Origin of the sequence: Kitasatospora arboriphila (assembly GCF_039528095.1) — a bacterium.
GTDB lineage: Bacteria > Actinomycetota > Actinomycetes > Streptomycetales > Streptomycetaceae > Kitasatospora > Kitasatospora arboriphila.
The window spans coordinates 1-18,384 of record NZ_BAAALD010000064.1 but is presented as its reverse complement, the minus strand read 5'-3'; the positions used below and the strand labels follow the sequence as shown (position 1 = coordinate 18,384).

General features: G+C 75.0%; 16 protein-coding genes. 10 read left to right on the top strand and 6 right to left on the bottom strand.

The window, feature by feature from the left end; all coding sequences use genetic code 11:
• Window positions 1-33: 33 nt before the first annotated feature.
• Together ABD353_RS27205 and ABD353_RS27200 are read right to left on the bottom strand one after the other, a co-directional pair.
• Window positions 34-924, bottom strand: a complete 891-nt coding sequence (locus ABD353_RS27205; protein ID WP_344626318.1) for a DMT family transporter — start codon at window positions 922-924, stop codon at window positions 34-36.
• A 73-nt stretch (window positions 925-997) separates the two neighbouring features.
• Window positions 998-1,753, bottom strand: coding sequence for a MerR family transcriptional regulator (locus ABD353_RS27200; RefSeq protein ID WP_344626317.1), 756 nt, complete (start codon window positions 1,751-1,753; stop codon window positions 998-1,000).
• A 207-nt stretch (window positions 1,754-1,960) separates the two neighbouring features.
• Here ABD353_RS27200 and ABD353_RS27195 point away from each other — a divergent pair, with 207 nt between their 5' ends.
• The 6 genes from ABD353_RS27195 (at window position 1,961) to ABD353_RS27170 (ending at window position 9,458) form a co-directional block, all read left to right on the top strand.
• Window positions 1,961-3,514 carry a flavin-containing monooxygenase gene (locus ABD353_RS27195; protein ID WP_344626316.1) on the top strand — a complete coding sequence of 518 codons (1,554 nt, stop codon included), beginning with the start codon at window positions 1,961-1,963 and terminating at the stop codon, window positions 3,512-3,514.
• Window positions 3,511-4,479: an alpha/beta fold hydrolase gene (locus ABD353_RS27190; RefSeq protein WP_344626315.1), complete on the top strand. Its 969-nt coding sequence runs from the start codon at window positions 3,511-3,513 to the stop codon at window positions 4,477-4,479. Before ABD353_RS27195 ends, ABD353_RS27190 begins: the two co-directional genes overlap by 4 nt.
• A complete protein-coding gene (locus ABD353_RS27185) occupies window positions 4,476-5,408 on the top strand; it encodes an SDR family oxidoreductase (RefSeq protein ID WP_344626314.1) in 933 nt (310 codons plus the stop codon). The genes ABD353_RS27190 and ABD353_RS27185 overlap by 4 nt, the downstream gene beginning before the upstream one ends.
• Before the next feature lie 253 nt (window positions 5,409-5,661).
• Window positions 5,662-6,666, top strand: a complete 1,005-nt coding sequence (locus ABD353_RS27180; protein WP_344626313.1) for a zinc metalloprotease — start codon at window positions 5,662-5,664, stop codon at window positions 6,664-6,666.
• A 94-nt stretch (window positions 6,667-6,760) separates the two neighbouring features.
• A complete protein-coding gene (locus tag ABD353_RS27175) occupies window positions 6,761-7,534 on the top strand; it encodes an SDR family NAD(P)-dependent oxidoreductase (protein WP_344626312.1) in 774 nt (257 codons plus the stop codon).
• Between the two features lie 73 nt (window positions 7,535-7,607).
• Window positions 7,608-9,458, top strand: a complete 1,851-nt coding sequence (locus ABD353_RS27170) for an ABC transporter ATP-binding protein (protein WP_425555260.1) — start codon at window positions 7,608-7,610, stop codon at window positions 9,456-9,458.
• Window positions 9,459-9,558: 100 nt separating this feature from the next.
• Here ABD353_RS27170 and ABD353_RS27165 read toward each other — a convergent pair whose 3' ends face one another.
• Window positions 9,559-9,999, bottom strand: a complete 441-nt coding sequence (locus ABD353_RS27165) for a MarR family winged helix-turn-helix transcriptional regulator (RefSeq protein WP_344626341.1) — start codon at window positions 9,997-9,999, stop codon at window positions 9,559-9,561.
• Window positions 10,000-10,134: 135 nt separating this feature from the next.
• On the opposite strand from ABD353_RS27165, the gene ABD353_RS27160 reads away from it, so the two are divergent.
• Window positions 10,135-11,016 carry an alpha/beta fold hydrolase gene (locus ABD353_RS27160; RefSeq protein WP_344626310.1) on the top strand — a complete coding sequence of 294 codons (882 nt, stop codon included), beginning with the start codon at window positions 10,135-10,137 and terminating at the stop codon, window positions 11,014-11,016.
• On the opposite strand, the gene ABD353_RS27155 is transcribed toward ABD353_RS27160, so the two are convergent.
• Window positions 10,989-11,660 carry a lysophospholipid acyltransferase family protein gene (locus tag ABD353_RS27155; protein ID WP_344626309.1) on the bottom strand — a complete coding sequence of 224 codons (672 nt, stop codon included), beginning with the start codon at window positions 11,658-11,660 and terminating at the stop codon, window positions 10,989-10,991. The two genes, ABD353_RS27160 and ABD353_RS27155, sit on opposite strands and share 28 nt — an antisense overlap.
• 197 nt (window positions 11,661-11,857) lie before the next feature.
• The gene (locus ABD353_RS27150; RefSeq protein WP_344626308.1) at window positions 11,858-14,092 is read right to left on the bottom strand and encodes a bifunctional glycosyltransferase/CDP-glycerol:glycerophosphate glycerophosphotransferase; all 2,235 of its coding nucleotides are present in this window, start codon (window positions 14,090-14,092) and stop codon (window positions 11,858-11,860) included.
• Window positions 14,093-15,011: 919 nt separating this feature from the next.
• Between ABD353_RS27150 and ABD353_RS27145 the strand changes: the two genes are divergently transcribed.
• From ABD353_RS27145 to ABD353_RS27135, 3 genes are all read left to right on the top strand, one after another.
• Window positions 15,012-15,287: a hypothetical protein gene (locus ABD353_RS27145; RefSeq protein WP_344626307.1), complete on the top strand. Its 276-nt coding sequence runs from the start codon at window positions 15,012-15,014 to the stop codon at window positions 15,285-15,287.
• A gap of 170 nt (window positions 15,288-15,457) precedes the next feature.
• Window positions 15,458-15,880 (top strand): YjbQ family protein, encoded by a 423-nt coding sequence (locus ABD353_RS27140; protein WP_344626306.1) that lies wholly within the window; start codon window positions 15,458-15,460, stop codon window positions 15,878-15,880.
• 99 nt (window positions 15,881-15,979) lie between these two features.
• Window positions 15,980-16,204 (top strand): hypothetical protein, encoded by a 225-nt coding sequence (locus ABD353_RS27135; RefSeq protein ID WP_344626305.1) that lies wholly within the window; start codon window positions 15,980-15,982, stop codon window positions 16,202-16,204.
• 61 nt (window positions 16,205-16,265) lie between these two features.
• Here the strand turns inward: ABD353_RS27135 and ABD353_RS27130 are convergent.
• A partial coding sequence (locus tag ABD353_RS27130; RefSeq protein ID WP_344626304.1) for an SbcC/MukB-like Walker B domain-containing protein occupies window positions 16,266-18,384 on the bottom strand: 2,119 nt, incomplete at its 5' end.

The following is an 18,384-nucleotide window of genomic DNA, read 5'->3' as shown; positions in this document are numbered from 1 at the left end:
GCCCCTGATCGGGCTCCCCCGATCCTGCGAGGTTCAGGCCCTGCGGGAGACGGCCACGCCGGTGAGGCAGAGGGCGCCGCCGGCGAGGGCGAGGGGGGCGGGGAGTTCGCCGAGGAGGAGCCAGGCCATCAGCACCACCAGGGCGGGGACGGCGTACGTGGTGGCGCCCATCCGGCCGGCGGTGGTGCGGGAGAGGGCGTAGGCCCAGGTGGTGAAGGCGAGGGCGGTCGGGAAGAGGCCGAGGTAGACCAGGCCGAGGACGGCGGAGGCCGGGGCCCGGCCGAGGTCGTGCACCAGGCCGGGCGCGAACGGCAGGCAGGCGACCGCGCCGATCAGGCAGCCGAAGGTGGTGGTCTGCAGGGGAGTGGCGTGCCGCAGCGCGGGCTTCTGGAGCACCACGCCCGCCGCGTACGCCGCGGCGGACAGCAGGCAGAGCACGATGCCGAGCAGCGAGCCGTGCCCGCCGTCGCCGGACATCGACAGCCCGGTCACCACGGCGCCCGTGAAGGAGACCGCGATCCCGGCGACCAGTCCGCGCGGGAAGCCCTCCTTGAGCAGCCAGCCGCCGAGCAGGGCGATGAGCAGCGGGCCGATGTTGACCACCATCGCGGCGGTGCCCGCGTCGACCTGCTGCTCGCCCCAGTTGAGCGCCACCATGTAGAACCCGAACCAGAGCACTCCGGAGGCGGCGATGCCGGGCCAGGCGGCCCGCGGCGGCAGCCCCTCGCCGCGGGCGGCCAGCAGGACGATCAGCGCGATCGCGCCGACGGCGAGCCGGCCGAGGGCGAGTGCCCCGGGGCCGAAGGAGGTGCCGGCGTCGCGGATGACGACGAAGGCGGAGGCCCACAGCACGACGGTGGTGGCGGCCGCGCCGAGGGCGCGTCCGTCGAGCGGCGCGGCGGCGTCGGTGAGTGTCTGCTCCATGCCGCGCACGGTACCGGCCGGAGGGTTCGTTGCCGACCGAAATATCGCGGGCCGAAACGGCGCAGGCCGCCGGTCAGCAGCCCTCGGAGAGCAGCTTGTCGTACGCGGCCCGGACGGTGCGGTCCATGGCGAGCATGAACTGGGCGTCGGCGGTGGCCCGGGCGAGCGGGCGGACCCGGCGGATCCGCTCGGTCAGTCCGGCGGCCTCCTCGGGGGTGAGGTCGTCGACGTGGGCGAGTCCGCCGAGCAGGTGGTCGCGGGCGAGTTCGGTGAAGGCCTCGGCGACGGCGTCGAGGTGTTCCTGGGTCCTGCGGCTGACGTCGAGGACGGCGGCGAGCGGGACGCCCTCGGCGACCAGGGCGAGGGTGGCGTCCATCAGGCGGCGGCTGATGTGGGTGATGCCGTCGTCCTCGACGGTGATGTAGCCCTGGGCGATGGACTCGGCGGTGTTCTCGGGGGTGAGCTGGTCGCCGAAGGCGGCGAGGAGTTCGTCCCAGCCGAGCCGGACGGGGGTCTCGTCGGACCAGGGGGCGGCGATCTCGTCGCGCAGGCCGATCAGGTCGGCGACGTCGCGGCCGCTCTCGCCGGCGCCGATGAGTTCGCTGATGCCGCCGAGGGTGTGGCCGCGGTCCAGCAGTTCGCCGATCATCCTCAGCCGGGCGAGGTGCTGCTCGCCGTACCAGGCGATCCGGCCCTCCTTGCGGGGCGGCTGCAGGAGCTTGCGTTCACGGTAGAAGCGCAGGGTCCGGGTGGTGATGCCGGCGGCCGCGGCGAGCTCCTCGACGCGGTACTCGCGGGGCTGTCCGCTGCTGCTGGTGATCTCCGCCACGCCGCTCAGCATAGGGCGGTCGCGCCGCGAGACGTCGTGTCCGGCTCCTTCCGCACGGGGGCGGCAGCGGCTACTCTGCCAATCGTGCCAGTGATTACTGGCACGGTTAGGCTCGACAGTCCCCGCCGTTCCACCAGCTCCACCCGGATCCACCCGCACCCCGCACCTCATACCCCCCACCCTCGCCACCTGCCCTGGAGCCGCCGCATGGCATCGCGCAGCAAGCAGCCCGCCGCACCCGCCGCGGGCGCGACCGACCATCCGCACGTGCGGGTCGCCGTGATCGGCTCCGGCTTCGGCGGCCTCGGCGCCGGCGTCCGGCTCCGCCGGGCGGGCATCACCGACTTCGTCATCCTGGAGCGGGCCGCGGCCGTCGGCGGCACCTGGCGCGACAACAGCTACCCGGGCTGTGCCTGCGACGTCCCCTCGCACCTGTACTCCTTCTCCTTCGCGCCGAACCCGGAGTGGCCGCGCAGCTTCTCCGGCCAGCCCGACATCCGCGCCTACCTGGAGAAGGTCACCGACACCTTCGGGCTCCGCCCGCACCTGCGGTTCAACGCCGAGGTCACCGAGGCGCGCTGGGAGGAGGGCCCGGCCCGCTGGCGGCTCACCACGTCCGCCGGCACCTGGACGGCCGACGCCGTGGTCTCCGCCGCCGGGCCGCTCGCCGACCCGCAGATCCCGGACGTCCCCGGCCTCGCCGACTTCCCCGGCACGGTGTTCCACTCCTCCCGCTGGGACCACGACTACGACCTGGCCGGCAAGCGGGTCGCGATCGTCGGCACCGGTGCCTCCGCGGCCCAGATCATCCCGGCGATCCAGCCGCAGGTCGGCCGGCTCACGGTCTTCCAGCGCACCCCGGCCTGGGTGCTGCCGCGCCGCGACCGCGAGATCACCGGCCTGGAGAAGTGGCTGCACGGCGCCCTGCCGCCGACCGGCGCGCTGCGCCGCGGCACGCTCTTCGCGCTGCGCGAGCTCCAGGTGGACGCCTTCGTCCGCCGCCCCGGCCTGCTGAAGCTCGTCCAGAAGATCGCCGAGAAGCACATCGCCCGCGGTGTCGCGGACCCTGCGCTGCGGGCCCGGCTGACCCCGGACTACCGGATCGGCTGCAAGCGCATCCTGCTGAGCAACACCTACTACCCGGCGCTGGCCGCGGCCAACACCGACGTGGTCTCCTCCCGGCTCGCCGAGGTCCGCGGCTCGACCCTGGTGGCCGGGGACGGCAGCGAGCACGAGGTGGACGCGATCGTCTTCGGCACCGGCTTCCACGTCACCGACATGCCGATCGCCCGGCGGGTCTTCGGCATCGGCGGGCGCAGCCTGGCCGAGGAGTGGAAGGGCGGCATGGAGGCGCTGCGCGGTTCCACCGTGCGCGGCTTCCCCAACCTGTTCTTCGTGATCGGCCCGAACACCGGCCTCGGCAACAGCTCGATGATCCTGATGATCGAGTCGCAGCTGAACTACCTGGTGGACGCGCTCACCACCCTGGACTCGGTCGGCGCGACGGCCATGCAGCCCACCGCCGTCGCCCAGAGGCACTGGAACCTCGAACTGCAGCACCGGATGGACCGCACGGTCTGGACGACCGGAGGCTGCGTCAGCTGGTACCTCGACGACAGCGGGAAGAACACCGTGCTGTGGCCCGCGTCGACGACCGCCTTCCGCCGCGCCACCCGCCGGGTGGACCTCGCCGAGTACGAGCTGATCAAGCGCCCCGCGGCCGTCACCGCCGCGGCGCCCGCCGAGGAGGTCCCGGCATGATCGACGCGGACTGCGTGCTGCCCGACCCGGCCGCGATCAGGCGGGTCCGCTCCGCCGACGGCACCGGGCTCAACGTGGAGCTGTACGGGCCGACCGGCGCCCCGGTGGTCGTCCTCGCCCACGGCTGGACCTGCTCCACCCCGTTCTGGGCGCCGGTGGTGAACCGGCTCGCCGCCGACCACCGGGTGGTCGCCTACGACCAGCGCGGCCACGGCCGCAGCGACGTGCCGTCCGGCCCCGGCGGGTACGGCACGGCCCGGCTGGCCGACGACCTGGAGGCCGTGCTCACCGACGTCCTGCCGGACGGCGGCCGCGCGGTGCTGGCCGGCCACAGCATGGGCGGCATGACGATCATGGCGGCGGCGGACCGCGGCGGGGTCGCCGCCCGGACGGCGGGCGCGCTGCTGATCAGCACCGGCCCGGCCGACCTGGTCGCCGAACTGCTGGTCGTCCCGGCGGCCGTCCGCGGCACCGGGCTGCGCCGGGCGCTGCACCGTGCGGTGCTGGAGTCGAAGCTGCCGCTCGGCCCGGTCAACGGCGTCAGCCGCGCCCTGCTGAAGTACGCCACGATGGGTCCCGGCACGCCCGCGGCCCGGGTGGACGCCTGCGCCCGGATCGTGCACGCCTGCCCGACGTCCGTCCGGCACAGCTGGGCGAAGGTGCTCGGCGAGCTGGACGTCACCGCGGGCCTGGCGAGGCTGACCGCGCCGACCGCCGTGGTGGTGGGCAGCAGGGACCGGCTCACCCCGCCGGTGCACGCCCGCCGGATGGCCGCCGCACTGCCCGACCCGCAGGGCCTGTTGGAGCTGCCGGGCGTCGGGCACATGTCCCCGATGGAGCGGCCCGCCGAGGTCGCCGCCGAGATCCGCCGGATCGTCACCCTCGCCGCCGACACCCGCGCCGACACCCGCGCCGACACCCGCGCCGACACCCGCGCCGACAAGCAGAGGAGCGCCACCGCATGAACCCGCCCCTGTCCTCCCAGGTCGTGGTGGTGACCGGTGCCGCCCGCGGCATCGGTGCCCTGATGGCCCGCCGGCTCTCCGCGCAGGGTGCCAAGGTGGCGCTGGTCGGCCTGGAGCCGGCCGAGCTGAAGGCGGTCGCCGCCGAGTGCGGTCCGCACGCCTCCGCCTGGGAGGCCGACGTCACCGACCTGGAGGCGCTGAGCGCCGTCGCCCGGCAGATCCAGGACCGCTACGGCCGGATCGACACCGTGGTGGCCAACGCCGGCATCGCCATCGGCGGCCCGCTGCTGGACAGCGACCATCGCGCCTTCACCCGGGTGATCGAGGTCAACCTGCTCGGCAGCGTGGCCACCGCCCGGGCCTTCCTGCCCGCGCTGACCGAGAGCCGCGGCTACCTGCTGCAGATCGCCTCGCTGGCCGCACTGACCCCGGCGCCGCTGATGTCCGCGTACTGCGCCAGCAAGGCGGGCGTCGAGGCATTCGCCCACGCGCTGCGCGCCGAGGTCGCCCACCGGGGCGTCAGGGTCGGTGTCGGCTACCTCAGCTGGACCGACACCGACATGGTGCGCGGCGCCGACCAGGACACCGTGCTCAAGCAGATGCGGGCCCGGCTGCCCTGGCCCGCCAACAAGACGTACCCCCTCGGACCGGCGGTGGACCGGCTGATCGCCGGCATCGCCCGCCGCTCGGTGCACGTGTACGCGCAGGCCTGGCTGCGCGGCATGCAGCCGGTCCGCTGGCTGGTGCCCTCGGTGGTGGCACTCGGCGGCCGTCGCGACATGGCCCGGCTGGAGCCGGAGCTGAGGGCGACCGCGGACCAGCGGCTGCGGCCGGTCGGCGCGGGCGGCGAGGCCGACACCGCGGCCCGGAGCACCGGCACGCTTCCGGGTGAACCGGCGGCGGGTCGAGTGGACGGCACGGCGGACTGACCGTCAGTCTCGGGCCGGGGTGGCGGATTCCGGCACCCCGGCCCTGACGGCTTTCGGCCAACCGGGTGCGGTTACGTTGGCGTAAAAGCTCCCCATGAACAGCCCAACGGCCGGTAAACCTCCGGCATTTGAGTGATTTGTCCGCACTATTTCGCGGCCGGAACGCATCTGACACGTGCACGGCGGGAATGCGTAGCCTCTGCTCGGCGGCCCCCAATGCCGCCATTCCCCCACACCCTCCTCGGGAGAGCAGATGCGCCGTTCTGCCCGTGTCATCCGTCCTGCCCTCGCGGCCTTCCGCGGCAACCGGCTGCTCGTCGCGGCCGCCCTCGCCGGCGTCCTGTCGGTCGGTCAGCTGGCCCTGCCGGCCTCCTCCACCGTGCTGGCCGCGCCGAGCGCCTCGGCCTGCACCGGGGGAGAGGACGCGGCCGCCCGCCGCGCCGCCGGCTCCACCGCGCACGAGCCGAACGCCGTCAGCGACGTGCAGGCCCAGGCGATGGACGCCGAGCTCAAGGCCCGCGTGGCCAAGCTGGCCAAGACCTCCCAGGGCTCCCAGCTGCTCGCCGACTCGGCGCTGGCGGCGACGAGCATCCCGGTCTACGTGCACGTCGTCCACTCCGGCACGACGGGCAAGCTGTCGGCCGCGACGATCGCGAACCAGATCGCCGTGCTCAACGCCGCGTACGGCGGCCAGGGCACCGGCAACACCGCGACACCCTTCACCTTCACCCTGGCCGGCACCGACTACACGGACAAGGCCGCCTGGTACAACGGCATCACGCCGGGCTCCAGCGCCGAGTCGCAGATGAAGTCCACCCTGCGCAAGGGCGGCGCCAACGCGCTCAACCTCTACACCGCGAGCCTCGGCCAGAGCCTGCTGGGCTGGGCGACCTTCCCGAGCTCCTACTCCTCCAACCCGACCGACGACGGCGTGGTGATCCTGGACGCCTCCGTCCCCGGCGGCTCGGCCACCAACTACAACGAGGGCGACACCGCCACCCACGAGGTCGGCCACTGGCTCGGGCTCTACCACACCTTCCAGGGCGGCTGCAACGGCAACGGCGACTACGTGGCCGACACCCCGGCCGAGAAGAGCGCCGCGTACGCCTGCCCGACCGGCCGCGACACCTGCACCACCAAGACCGGCGTCGACCCGATCCACAACTTCATGGACTACACGTACGACTCCTGCATGTACCAGTTCACCCCGGGCCAGGTGACCCGGATGACCAACTCCTGGGCCGCCTACCGGGCCTGACCCGGCGCAGCCCTGCCGCGCCGCCCGCCCCGGGTCCGTCCCGGGACGGGCGGCGCCCGTGCGCCCCGGCGGTTCGACCCAGTACGGTCGGCGCATGACCACTGCTCTCATCACCGGCGCCACCGCGGGGATCGGTGCCGCCTTCGCCCGACGCCTCGCCAGGGACGGCCGCGACCTCGTCCTGGTCGCCCGCGACACCGAGCGGCTGGAGGCGGCCGCCGCGGACCTCGGCAAGCGCTTCGGCGTCCGGGTCGAGACGCTCACCGCCGACCTCGCCACCGACGCGGGCATCACCGCGGTCGAGGAGCGGCTGCGGGACGCCGAGCACCCGGTCGACATCCTGGTCAACAACGCCGGCTTCGGGAACAAGGGCGCCTTCCTCCAGGTCCCGCTCGGGGCCGAGCTCGACATGCTCAAGGTGCACGTCGAGGCCGTCCTGCGGATCACGAGCGCGGCCGTGCCCGGGATGCGCGAGCGGGGCCGCGGTGCGGTGGTCAACGTCGCCTCGGTCGCCGCCTTCTTCCCGCGCGGCACCTACGGGGCCAGCAAGGCCTGGGTGGTCAGCTTCACCCAGGGCGTCGCCCGCGACATCGCCGGCAGCGGGGTCCGGCTGCAGGCGCTCTGCCCCGGCTTCACCCGGACCGAGTTCCACCAGCGGGCCGGCATGGGCACCTCGAACATCCCCTCCTGGGGCTGGCTGGACGCCGACCGCGTGGTCGACGACTCGCTGCGCGACCTGGTGCTGGGCAAGACCGTCTCGGTGCCCGGCAAGCGCTACAAGCTGGCGGTGGCGCTGGCCCGGCTGGTGCCGAGCGGCCGGGCGGGCGCGATCTCCTCCAAGGCCGGGCGCAGCTACGGGCCGAACTGAACGCCAGACTGGGGATGGCGCGGCCGGACCGCCAGGAATAGGGCCAGGCTCATTATTAGTTAGGCTAATGATGATGCAGCCCTTGCCCGGCGGTCCCGCCCGCCCCCGCCCCCGGAGGTCGCCCTTGAAACTCGACCGGATCGACTGGACCCCGCCCGAACGGGACCGGGCGGAGCCGCCGCCGCCCGCCCAGCTCCGCCGCATCCTCGCACTGTTCCGGCCCTACCGCGGGCGGCTCGCCGTGGTCGGCCTGCTGGTCGCTGCCTCCGCGGTCGTCTCGGTGGTCACCCCGTTCCTGCTGCGGGCCACCCTGGACACCGCGATCCCGCAGGGCCGCACCGGGCTGCTCACCCTGCTCTGCCTCGGCATGATCGCCGCCGCGGTCGTCAACAGCATCTTCAACGTGCTGCAGACCCTGATATCCACCGTGGTCGGCCAGCGCGTCATGCACGACCTGCGCACCGCCGTCTACGCCCACCTGCAGCGGATGTCACTGGCCTTCTTCACCCGCACCCGCACCGGCGAGGTGCAGTCCCGGATCGCCAACGACATCGGCGGCATGCAGTCCACCGTCACCATGACCGCCACCTCGCTGGTCTCCAACCTCACCGGCGTCGTCGCCACGGTCGTCGCCATGGTCGCCCTCGACTGGCGGCTGACCGTCGTCTCGCTGCTGCTCCTCCCGGTCTTCGTCTGGATCAGCCGCCGGGTCGGCAACGAGCGGAAGAAGATCACCACCGAGCGGCAGCACAAGCTCGCCGCGATGAGCTCCGCCGTCCAGGAGTCGCTCTCGGTCAGCGGCATCCTGCTCGGCCGCACCATGGGCCGCGCCGACTCGCTCTCCCGGGACTTCACCCGGCAGTCGGACGAGCTCGCCGACCTGGAGGTCCGGGTCAACATGGCCGGACGCTGGCGGATGTCCACCATCCAGGTCGTGATGGCCGCGATGCCCGCGCTGATCTACTGGGCCGCCGGGCTGACCTCCGCCGGCGGCGCCCCGATCGTCTCGGTCGGCACCCTCGTCGCCTTCGTCTCGCTGCAGCAGGGCCTCTTCCGGCCGACCGTCAGCCTGCTCTCCACCGGGGTGCAGGTGCAGGTCTCGCTGGCGCTCTTCCAGCGGATCTTCGAATACCTCGACCTGCCGGTGGAGATCGCCGAGCCGGCCCGCCCGGTCCGCCTGGACCGCGTCCGCGGCGACGTCACCTTCGAGGGCGTCGAGTTCCGCTACCAGGGCGACCAGGACCGCCCCACCCTCGCCGGCGTCGACCTCAAGGTCCCGGCCGGCAGCTCGCTCGCCGTGGTCGGCGAGACCGGCTCCGGCAAGACCACCCTCAGCTACCTCGTCCCGCGGCTGTACGACGTCACCGGCGGGCGGGTCTGCATCGACGGCACCGACGTCCGCGAACTCTCCTTCGACACCCTGGCCCGCGCGGTCGGCGTGGTCTCCCAGGAGACCTACCTCTTCCACGCCTCGGTCGCCGACAACCTGCGCTTCGCCAAACCCGACGCCACCGACGAGGAACTCGTCGCGGCCGCCGAGGCCGCCCAGATCCACCCCATGATCGCCGCCCTGCCGGACGGCTACGACACCCTGGTCGGCGAACGCGGCTACCGCTTCTCCGGCGGCGAGAAGCAGCGCCTCGCGATCGCCCGCACCATCCTGCGCAACCCGCCCGTGCTGATCCTGGACGAGGCCACCAGCGCCCTCGACAACCGCACCGAGGCCGCCGTCCAACAGGCCATCGACGCGCTCGCCGTCGGCCGCACCACCATCACCATCGCCCACCGGCTCTCCACGATCCGGCACGCCGACCAGATCGCCGTGCTCGACGCCGGCGAGGTGCTGGAGCTCGGCAGCCACGAGGAACTCCTCGACCGCGGCGGCCACTACGCCGCCCTGCTCCGCCGCGAGGAGGCCGCCTAGGGAGTGTCCTCACGGGGGCACCACGCGGGTGCACCCACGCGCCCCTGGTGGTGCATCCGTACCTTGGTGGTGCACCCCCTCCTGCGGGCCGGGCCCGGTGTCAGTCGGTGGATTCGCGGGCCGCGGCGGCGGCCGCCAGTGCGGCCGTCAGGTAGCGGCGGACGGTCGCGAGTTCCGAGGCGTCGAAGTCGTCCGCCGTGCCCACCAGGGCCCCGATCAGCGGGCCGAAGAACGACCAGCCCAGGCCGACCGCCTTCTCGTCCACGGTGAGCAGCACCCGGCGGCGGTCCCGGTCGTCCCGGGTGCGCGCCACCAGGCCGAGCCGTTCCAGCCGGTCGACCAGACCGGTGGTGCCGGCCGAGTTGAGCCGCAGCGCCGCGCCGAGCCGGCCGGGGGTGACGGTCTCGCCGGCCCGGGCCGCGTCCAGCAGGTGGATGAGCGCCCGCAGGTCCGTCGGGTGCAGGCCGTGCCGGGCCGCGAACTCCGCGCCGAGCAGGTCGAACTCCACCGTCACCGCGCGCAGCAGGTGCACCAGTTCCATCGCCGGCCCCTCCGGCCGTTCCTCCGTCACCGCGGCCACCGTCCTTCCTCCGTCGACCCCTCCGGAGTTATTCTCTCGTTCAGCGAGAGAATTGGTCAACGAGACACCGTCGCCGAGACGACCGGGGGGTCAACCGTGTCCAGCACCGCGTCCCGCACGCACCAGGACTTCGACGCCGCCTACGACGCCCTGCTGGCCCGCTGGCCGGCCGGCACCGCCGAACTCGACGTCCCCACCCCGTACGGCACCACCCGGGTGCACGCCCACGGCCCGGCCGGTGCGCCGCCGCTCGTCCTGCTGCCCGGCGGCGGCGCCACCGGCGCGGTCTGGGCCGGCACCGCCGCCGCCCTCGGCGGGCAGCACCGGGTGCTCGCGGTCGACCTGCCCGGCGACGCCGGACGGAGCGCCCCCGGCGGACGGCCGCTGCGCGCCGGCGAGGACCTGGCCGCCTGGCTGGACGCGCTGCTGGACGGGCTCGGCGCCGAGCGCACCGACCTCTGCGGCCACTCCTACGGCGCCCTGCTGGCGTTCGGGTACGCGGAGCGCAGGCCGCAGCGGGTCGACCGGCTCGCCCTGCTCGACCCCACCCAGTGCTTCGCCGGCTTCCGGCCCGGCTACGTGCTGCGCGCGCTGCCGCTGCTGCTCCGCCCCACCCGGGCGAACGCCCTCGCCCTGCTGGCCCGGGAGACCGCGGGCACCGCCGACCCGGACTGCGCCGAGGTGTACGGGCAGGGCGCCGGTCTGCCCGGCCTGGCCCCGCCGCTGCGGCTGCGCCGGCCGGACGCCGCCGCGCTGCGCGGCCCCGTGCTGGTGCTGGTGGCCGGCCGCAGCGGGGCGCACGACGCGCGGAAGGTCGCCGCGGCGGCCCGTAGGGCGCTGCCGGACGGCGAGGTGGCGGTGCTGGAGGGGGTCACGCACCACGGGCTGCCCGCGGTGGGCGGGGACGCGCTGAACGCCCGGCTGGCGGCCTTCCTCGGCCGCGGGCGGGATCAGGCGGCCTTCGGCGCCTCGTTGTAGGCCTCGGCCAGCTCCTGGCCGGACAGCTCGTGGATCGCCGCCATCACCTCGTCGGTGACCTGGCGGCGGGCCCGGGCCGAACGGGCCTGGCCGTGCAGCTCCGGGAAGTGCAGGGGCTTGCCGAAGCGGACCGTCACCCGGCGGATCCGCGGGATCCGGCGGCCGACCGGCAGGATCTCCTGCGGGCCCTCCAGGGCGACCGGGACGACCGGCACGCCGGCGGTCAGCGCCAGCCAGGCCACGCCCGTCTTGCCCTTGTAGAGCCGGCCGTCCAGCGAACGGGTGCCCTCCGGGTAGATGCCGAAGGCCTTGCCGTCGTTGAGGATCTCCAGCGCCTGCTCCAGCGAGGCGGCGGCCGCGCGGATCTCGCCGCGCTCGACCGGCACGGCGTTGATCACCGAGGTGAAGAACGCGCGGGAGATCGCACCCTTGAGCCCGGTGCCGGTGAAGTACTCGGCCTTCGCCAGGAAGTACACCTGGCGCGGGGCCGTCAGCGGGATCACCACGCTGTCGATGAAGGACAGGTGGTTGCTGGCCAGGATCACCCCACCCTTGCGAGGCACGTGCTCCAGGCCCTCGACGACCGGCCGGTAGACGGTCTTCGCCAGCGGCTTGAGCACGAGCTTCGTGATGAGGTTGAGCATGGGCCCTCCCTGGCCGGCCGACGGTGTCCCGACCGGTCGGCGCGGGATCAGTCCGCACACTACGACATGCACCCCGGCGTCCGTCCACTCCCTCCCGGGGCGGGTCGACCGAGATCCTCGTCACGCTGCGCACCCGCGCGGTCGCGCAGCCGGACGCGGTAGGCTGACGGACCGTCACCCGGTGCGCCGGGGCGGTGTCAGGCCGTGAGCACCCGGCGGTCCGGGGCGGTGGCCTGCGCGCCGCTCGGGAAGACCTCCCGGACGACGCGCTCGGCGGCGTGTCCGTCGTCCCACGGGCAGAACCGCTCGCGGAAGCGCGCCCGCAGCTGCGGGTCCGGGTCGCCGGCCAGCAGGGCGTCGGCCGCCTGCCCGGTGGTGGTGGCGACCGCGCCGGGCGGCTCGGCGAGCAGGTCGAAGTAGACGCCGCGGACGGCCCGGTACTCGTCCCAGTCCGGGGCGAAGAGCGTGATCGGCCGGTCCAGCACGGCGTAGTCGAACATCATCGAGGAGTAGTCCGTGACCAGCGCGTCCGCGGCGAGGTACAGGTCCTCGACCACCGGGTGGTCGGAGACGTCCACGATGCGGGCGGCGTCGGGACCGGCGGTGAGGTCGCCCGCACCGCCGGTGTGGAAGTAGTGGGTGCGCACCAGCACGGTGTGGCCGGGGCCGAGCCGGCGGGCCAGCTCGGGCAGGTCGAGCAGCGGCAGGTAGCCGCCGCGGGCCTCCCGGTGGGTCGGCGCGTAGAGCACGGTGCGCTGCCCGGTGCGGATGCCGAGTGCCTCGCGGACGGCGGCGCACTCCTCGGCGGTGGCGAGCGCCAGCCGGTCGTTGCGCGGGTAGCCGGTCTCCAGGATCCGGTACCGGCCGGGGAAGGCGCGGGCGAAGTGCTCGCTGGTGTGCGGATTGGGGGAGACCAGGTAGTCCCAGCGGTCGACGGCCTCCTGGAGGCGGCCGAAGTCCATGCCGTCCGCGGCGATCGGATGGTCCTTCAGGTCCATCCCCATGCTCTTGAGCGGGGTGCCGTGCTGGGTCTGCAGGTGCACGGAGCCCGGCCGCTTGCCCATGGTGTGCGGGAAGTTGACGTTGTTGACGAAGTACTTGGCGGTGGCCATCGCCCGCAGGTAGCCGGGGGAGTTGAGCAGCACGTACGGCACCCCGGGCGGCAGCGCGGCGGCCTGCGCGGGGGTCTCCACCACCCACACGCCGCGGATCTGCGGGGCCAGTTCGCGGGCCCGCTCGTAGATGGCGGCCGGGTTGCAGGCGTAGCCGCGGTGCCAGTAGGCGGCGTACACCGCGAGGTGCTCGTCCAGCGGCAGCCGGCGGAAGACGTTGTAGACGGCGAACCGGGCGCCGCCGCGCACCACCCGGCGGACGGCCGGGGCGACGGCCAGGGTGCCGCGGCGGGCGGCCCGCGGCAGGGCGCGGGTGCGGCGCAGTTCGTCGTAGGAGCGGCGGGCGCCGCGGGCGGCGAGCCGGTAGGGCAGTCCGCGCGGCCCGCGCGGGAAGAGGTGGCCGGGCGGGCGGTGCCGCGCGATGTGCGCGGTGATCCGGCGGAAGAAGTCCGGGCGGGACGCCGACGGCACCAGGCCCGGCGTGTCGTAGACGGTGAGGGCCTGCCGGACGGTCCGCTCGAAGACGGTCGCCCGCAGCGGGCCGGGGCGCCGGTCCAGGAAGGCGAAGATCTCCTCGTACTGGGCGAAGGCGTCGGCGTGCTTGGGGGAGGGGGTGCTGGTGATCGCCCCCGGGCGGCCGCGGCGGTACGCGTAGCAGGGGCGGTCCAGGAACCGCAGCCGGCCCGCGGCGAGCAGCGCCGGGTAGGTGACGGAGATGTCCTCGTAGTAGCCGCGGCCGAAGGAGACGCCGAGGCCCAGCAGGTAGTCGCGGCGCAGCACCTTGTTCCACACCGCCATCACGGCGCGCAGCAGGTCGGGGTGGTCGGCCGCGGTGCAGCCGGCGGCCAGCTCGGGCCCGGTCAGGTGGTGGTGCCAGGGGTTGGGCTCCGTCCCGCCGTCGTTGTAGACGTGCACGAAGTCGGTGAGCAGCACGTCGGCCGGGGGCAGCCCGGACGCGGCCCGCTCCTCCTCGGCGCGCAGCTCGGCGAGGACGGCGTCGAGGGCGCCGTCCAGCAGCCGGTCGTCGCTGTCGACGAACCAGACCCAGCGGCCGCCGGCCTCGGCCAGCCCGGCCTCGCGGGCGCCGCCGAGGCCGAGGTTCTCGGTGAGGTGGCGGACCCGCAGCCGGTCGTCGCCGGCCGCGTACCGGTCGAGGATCGCCCCGCAGCCGTCGGGGGAGAGGTCGTCCACCGCGATGATCTCGACCTCGCCGGGGGCGGCGGTCTCCGCGCGCAGGGAGTCCAGGCAGTCGGGGAGGAAGCGCTCCACTCCGTGGACCGGCAGGACGATGCTGAGGAGGGGGATCACGCTCGTGTTCACTCCGCGCAGGACAGGTGGGTCGGCGGCTGCTCGCCCGGTACAGCCCACTGTAGCGAGCGCAAGTGGACGGCCGGTTGACAGAAAGTGATCGCCGGGGTGTCGGGATGTGTCCCGGGCCGACCGCTTCGGACTGTGAAAGCGCGGCGGGTGTCGAGAGGGCGCCGACGGGCGCGGACGTCACGGCCCGCCGTCCGGGGACTGGGCAGCGGCCCCGGACGGCGGCCGGAAAACGCGACCGCCGGTGCCGCGCCGTGCGAGCGGCGGCACCGGCAGTCCGGTTTGGCGGTCCGGCCGACCCTCAACGACCGACCGCCGGTCCGTCACCGCACCTGAGTCGGGCCGCCGCAGCGTCGAGACGGCCGGACAGTGACTCAGCAGGTGTCGGAAGTTTTCTTCATCTGTCGAACTCATTCGACAGGAGTCTCGAGGGGTGGCTCGGGAACTCCGTGTCTGAGGAAATATTGCTTGTAGGTTTCCGCCGCGTCAATCCCTCAGACGCGTTCAAGTTGTGAAGGCACTCCGGATGGTCCCCCGTAGGCGGGCCGGGCTGCGGCGCAGGCCCGCACTCTCACCCGCACCGGTGACCCGGCCGCCCGCCGCGTCACCCGCGCGGGCTGCCCGCCGGCCGCACCCCCGGAGCTCCTCCCGCCCCCTGCGCGCCGGGCCCGTGCCGCCGTACGCGGCTGCGGCATCCGGCGTGCTGCCGCCGACAGGTTTGAAGCGCGTCCGATATGCCCGACCTGCGGTGCTGTGTCGTCGGTGATCGATGCCCAGTCGTGACCGAGGCCACGGCCGTCTGGTGAAGTGTCAGATCCGTTCGCACGATACGGTGGCAGAACACCAGGACGCTTGCGCGCGGAGAGCCACTCACGGATAGTCTTCGCCTCACGGCCCTGGCGCCTCGTAGGGGTGGGAAACGATGGAACAGATGCAAGTGCGACCCCGGCCGCGAGTGCCGGCGATCCAGTGCGGTGTCGGCACGACCGGCCGCCGGATCGACCGCCACCTGGCCGTACTCGGCGCGCCCGCGCTCTCGACGGTCGACACGGCCGAGGCCCTCGGCCTGATAAGGGAGCTCACACCGCGCGGCACCGGTGCGACCGGCACACAGGCCGCGCCCCGGCGCACCGCCCGGGTGTCGCTGCTCACTCCGCTGCGCCGCCTGCGCCGCAGCCTGTTCGGCAGCCGGCACTAGCGGCGCGGCGGCGGCCCGGCAGGGGGGGCCGCGCGGCGACCGGGCCGGGGCCGGCCGGGCCCGGCCGACGACCCGACGGACAGTCACCGTCCGCCGGGTCTTCGTCATGCCGCCGTCCCACTCCCCGGGACATCCGCCGGTCCGAGGCGGCCATGCGTCAGGATGGCCCCATGGCGGACACCTTCCACACGCTGACCTTCGAGACCACCACCGGCACCGGTGAGGTCGCCCTCGACATCACCGAGCGCTGCGCGGCCTTCCTCACCACCGCGGCCGCCGGCCGCGACGGGCTGCTCAACGTCTTCGTCCCGCACGCCACCGCGGGCATCGCCGTGATCGAGACGGGCGCCGGCAGCGACGACGACCTGCTCGCCCTGCTCCGCGACCTGCTGCCCGCGGACGGCCGCTGGCGGCACCGGCACGGCACCCCCGGCCACGGCCGCGACCACGTGCTGCCCGGGCTGGTCGCCCCGCACGCCACCCTGCCGGTGATCGGCGGCAAGCTCGCGCTCGGCATCTGGCAGTCCGTCGTCCTGGTCGACACCAACGTCGACAACCCGCGGCGGACGGTGCGGCTCAGCTTCCTCGGCTGACGGGCATACCCGCCCGCCGTACGGCGTTGCCGACGGTGCCGCCGCCCACCCGCCCGGGGCGGACCCGGGAACGCCCCACCACCGCCGAGGAGGCCGACCATGACCGAGCCCGACACCTCCACCGCCGCCGCGACGGACGCCGTCTGCGAGCTCGCCCCCGCCGACCGGGCCGTGCAGGGCCTCACCCCGGCGGCCGACGCCGGCCCGCGTGCGGACTGCGTCCTGTGCGGCGAGCCGACCGAGTACCCGGCCGACCACGCCGGCTCGGCGCTCTGCGCGGTCTGCACCTGGCAGCAGGCCCAGCGGATCGCCTGCGCGGGCTGACCGCCCGTCACCCCGATCGGCGGGCCCGCCGCGCCCCGGCCGGAACGCCGCTGACACAGGCTCAGGCGTCCTCCCGGTCGGCGACGGCCAGGGTCGAACCGTGCCGCTGCTTGCGGACGAGCAACTGGGAGGGGATCCGGCTGCGCAGATCGGCGACGTGGCTGACGATGCCGACCGCGCGGTCCCGCTCGCGCAGGCCGTCGAGGACGTCCATGACCTCCTCCAGGGTCTGCTCGTCGAGGCTGCCGAAGCCCTCGTCGATGAAGAGGGTGTCCAGCGGCATGCCGCCCGCCTCGTCCGTCACCACGTCGGCCAGGCCGAGGGCCAGGGCCAGCGAGGCGAAGAAGCTCTCGCCGCCGGAGAGCGTCGCGGTGTCGCGCTCCCGGCCCGTCCAGGCGTCCACCACCCGCAGCGACAGGCCGGAGCGCTTGGTGCCGGCGACCGGGCCGTCACTGTGGACCAGGGTGTAGCGGCCGCCCGACATCCGCACCAGCCGGTCGCTCGCCGCCGCGGCCACCTGCTCCAGCCGGGCCGCCAGCACGTACGACTCCAGCCGCATCCGCAGCGCGTTCTCCGCCGGGGCACCGGCCACCAGGGCGGCGAGCCGGCCGATCCGGCCGAGCTCGGCGAGCTCCGGGGCCAGCGCCGCGGCCAGCCGTGCCAGCTCGGCGCCGATCCGGGCCAGCGCGGCACAGCGCCGCTCCGCGGCACCGGCCTCCGCCGCGGCCCGCTGCAACCGGTCGGCGGCCCGCGCCTGACCGGCCCCCGTCGCGGCCGGATCCGCGGGCGGCGGCGCCGCGGCGGCCACCAGCTCGGGACGCACCAGCTCGGCCTCGACCGCGGCCAGCGCCCGGTCGAGCGACTCCAGCCGGGCCTCCAGCGCGGACCTGCCGGCCGCCGGCAGGACCGCGGCGCGGGCCTCGTCCGGGGTGGCGAACCCTGCCTCCGCGGTGGCCCGCAGCAGCTCCCGCTCGGCCTCGGACAGCCGTCCGGCCGCCTCCTCCGCCGCGTGCACGGCGTCCAGGGCCGCGGCCACCGCCGGGGCGTCCTCGTCCAGTTGCCGGGCGCGGGCGGCCACCGAAGGGGCGTCGCCCTGGGCGTCGCCGTCCAGCTCGGCGAGCCGCAGCCGCTCCTCGGCGAGGTCCTGCAGCCGGGCGTTGGCGGCGGCGGCGTCCGCACCGCCGGCCCGCAGCTGCTCCTCGCGGCGGCGGTGCTCGGCGGGGCGCTGCTCGGCGCGGCGGACGGCCGTGCCCAGGGCGTCGGCCCGCCGGACGGCGGCCGACCGCTCCGCCTCGGCGGCCGCCAGCTGCTCGGCGAGCTCGGCGGAGGCCGTCTCGCCGGCGACGGCCAGGGCCGCGGACTCGTCGGCCCGCAGCCCGGCCACCGTGCGCCGGGCGTCCTCCAGCCGCTGTTCGGCGTCGGCCTGCGCGGCGGCGGCGCGCCGCTGGTCCCCGGCCGTGACCTGCCCCTCGCCGGGGCGGGCCGGGGCCGGGTGCTCGGCCGCGCCGCACACCCGGCAGGGGTCGCCGGCGCGCAGTGCACCGGCGAGTTCGGCGGCCATCCCGGCCAGCCGGCGCTCCTGCAGGTCGAGCGTGGTCGCCCGGGCGGTCAGGGCCAGATCGTGGGCGTCCCGCTCGTGCTGCTCGGCGCGGGCGAGGGCGGCCCGCACGGTGTCGCGGCGGTCGGCGGCGGTGCGGCGGCCGGCCAGCTCGGCCCGCCGCTCGTCCAGTCGGAGCACCGTCCCCGCGGCGGCCTCCGCGGCGGCCTGTTCGGCCTGCAGCGCCTTCAGCCGGGCGTCGACCTCGGCCAGCCAGTCCCGGGCGTCCTCGACGAGCTGTTCGGCGGTGTCCCGGCGGTGCGTCAGGTCGGCGGCCTCGCGCCCGGCCTCGTCGTGGCGGCGCTCGGCGGCCCGGGCGGCGGTGAACTCGCCGACCGCGGTGCGCAGCCGGCGCTCCTCGGCGGCCAGCGCGGTCGCGTCCGCCCCGGCGCCAGGCCGTGCCCCGTCCGGCCCGGCCTCGTGCGGCAGCAGCGTCCCGAGCCCGCCGTCGCCGCCTCCGCCGTCGCCGGTGCCGGAGCCCGCGGCACCGGCCCGGACCGGCATCGCGGCGAAGCGCCGCCGCAGGGCGGGCCGGCCCCGCTCCTCCCCCTCGGCCGGCCCGGCGTGCGCGGGCTCGGGGGGG

Bases quoted from the DNA above. Each gene is read 5' to 3' on its own strand.
- ABD353_RS27165 (WP_344626341.1), bottom strand. From the start codon at position 9,999: ATGGAACTGGTGCACCTGCTGCGCGCGGTGACGGTGGAGTTCGACCTG.
- ABD353_RS27205 (WP_344626318.1), bottom strand. From the start codon at position 924: ATGGAGCAGACACTCACCGACGCCGCCGCGCCGCTCGACGGACGCGCC.
- ABD353_RS27135 (WP_344626305.1), top strand. From the start codon at position 15,980: ATGACCGAGCCCGACACCTCCACCGCCGCCGCGACGGACGCCGTCTGC.
- ABD353_RS27170 (WP_425555260.1), top strand. From the start codon at position 7,608: ATGCAGCCCTTGCCCGGCGGTCCCGCCCGCCCCCGCCCCCGGAGGTCG.
- ABD353_RS27180 (WP_344626313.1), top strand. From the start codon at position 5,662: ATGCGCCGTTCTGCCCGTGTCATCCGTCCTGCCCTCGCGGCCTTCCGC.
- ABD353_RS27175 (WP_344626312.1), top strand. From the start codon at position 6,761: ATGACCACTGCTCTCATCACCGGCGCCACCGCGGGGATCGGTGCCGCC.
- ABD353_RS27155 (WP_344626309.1), bottom strand. From the start codon at position 11,660: ATGCTCAACCTCATCACGAAGCTCGTGCTCAAGCCGCTGGCGAAGACC.
- ABD353_RS27140 (WP_344626306.1), top strand. From the start codon at position 15,458: ATGGCGGACACCTTCCACACGCTGACCTTCGAGACCACCACCGGCACC.
- ABD353_RS27145 (WP_344626307.1), top strand. From the start codon at position 15,012: ATGGAACAGATGCAAGTGCGACCCCGGCCGCGAGTGCCGGCGATCCAG.
- ABD353_RS27195 (WP_344626316.1), top strand. From the start codon at position 1,961: ATGGCATCGCGCAGCAAGCAGCCCGCCGCACCCGCCGCGGGCGCGACC.
- ABD353_RS27185 (WP_344626314.1), top strand. From the start codon at position 4,476: ATGAACCCGCCCCTGTCCTCCCAGGTCGTGGTGGTGACCGGTGCCGCC.
- ABD353_RS27190 (WP_344626315.1), top strand. From the start codon at position 3,511: ATGATCGACGCGGACTGCGTGCTGCCCGACCCGGCCGCGATCAGGCGG.